The 1726-nt window shown below is 36.3% G+C and carries 1 protein-coding gene; it reads right to left on the reverse strand.

What is annotated here, in order from left to right; genetic code table 11:
* Positions 1-204: 204 nt before the first annotated feature.
* A complete protein-coding gene (locus C8C76_RS14935; RefSeq protein WP_108143040.1) occupies positions 205-1566 on the reverse strand; it encodes a DDE-type integrase/transposase/recombinase in 1362 nt (453 codons plus the stop codon).
* Positions 1567-1726 lie beyond the last annotated feature (160 nt).

Here is a 1726-nt window from a genome sequence, read left to right on the forward strand (position 1 = left end):
GATACCGTCAAATGAAATATGATAGTTACCATAAAATGTAAGTAAATAGTAATAGAGCATCACTAATTTTAATTATAATAAAAATCTTCAGAATGTCAAAAGTTTGAAGATGTAAATTATGCTAAAAAATGGAATTAGATAAATATAGAAATCTAAAAGACTTAAACATGATTTTCTGAAAAGTTACTCAGTAAAGATATTTAGTTACTTATCAGTTTTGTTGATCCACCTGATAAGTTGAGCCCAGGAGTTAATGGGCTGGCCTCTTGAATCTTCAACAACAAGAGGAGCCTTGTTATCAAAAGAGCTATGAGGTTTTATATAGTTAAAATATAGCTGATACAAAGTTATGTGAGCAAGAGCACCATCAAAGGAACTAAAGCTTTTATGACGCTTGTAATGAGCTTTATAGGTGCCAAAGAAACGCTCAATAATATTTTTATAGGGTCTGTAAACCTCATCTGAATTATCGTCATCAGTGAAAAGTCCTTTAACCTGTCTGTGATCTACATCGGTCTTCAAAAAGGCCTTTGCAGCATGGACAGCAGTTCTATAGATTGGTGCCATATCAGAAACAAGGACAAAATCCTGACCCTGATATTGGTCAATAATTCTTTTGAGGATTGTTATTGCACCTTTGGCATCTCGATGTTTTGAGAGATGCTGAGCGATGATACAGCCGTTTTTACCATCAATGGCAGTAAAGAGATAATGCCAGTTGCCTTTGATTTTAATATATGTTTCATCAACAGCAACAATACCAGATAAAGGTAGATCAAGGTCCTTAATTTTAGGACCAAGTCTGTGGGCTAAAGAGACAGTCCAGTTTTGGATAGTCTGAGCTGATGGAGAAACATCATAGGCCAGTTTAAGAGCTCTTTTAGACTGCCTTAAAGAAAGACCAAGACCGACATAAAAGTCCATAGCTTTAGAGATTATGAATTGCCCATACTGGGAATGATCAAGGTTAACAGGTTCTTTATCGGGTCTTGAAACCTCAAGGTTTTCAACATCAAAATCATAAGCTCTATAGCGATATCTTTTGTGTTCATTTTTCCATTTAGAGCAGTCATCATTACGGCATTTATACTTGGTAAAATGCTTACGCTCTTTCTCTTTAGATAGAGCATAGCCGCAAAAGGGACAGCGATAGGTAGGGTGATTTTTAGGTTGCCCAGGTTTTTCAGGAGCCCACTGATGGTCACAGACCTTGCACTGAAACTTCTGATAGCCATCTGGATCATGACCATAGCTGTAGAGATATTTTTTGGGAGCTCCACATTTGGAGCAACCATCTACATCTATAGTCAGGGGTTTACGGCGATTAACAGCTTTAATTGGTTCACCGTTTTCGTTAGCTTCAGCCAGAAGCTCCTGATAATCAGGATAATTTGGTTCAATATCAGGTAGTGGATCATCAAAACTGTTAAATTTAGTATAACTGTCATCAAGTTTTTCTTTGGGTTCAAAGTCTACGTGAAAGAGTTTTGAGAAAAAGAGATATACCAAAAGCACAAAATTCATAAGAGGTTTAAGCAGGAAATTAGGTAAATTTCGAGAAATCATAACTTAGGATCCCTTCCTTTCTGGGTGTAGTGAGTTGTGATCTCTCAATTACTATTTACGAGCTCAGGGGGAGGGATTCCTGCATTTTATGCGAATTCCTATCCTGACAATTATGATAACTATTAATATTTTTAAAAAAACTATTAGATTTGACGTAACG

The sequence above is a fragment of the Halanaerobium saccharolyticum genome (genome assembly GCF_003053565.1).
In the GTDB taxonomy this organism is placed as follows: Bacteria; Bacillota; Halanaerobiia; order Halanaerobiales; family Halanaerobiaceae; genus Halanaerobium; species Halanaerobium saccharolyticum_B.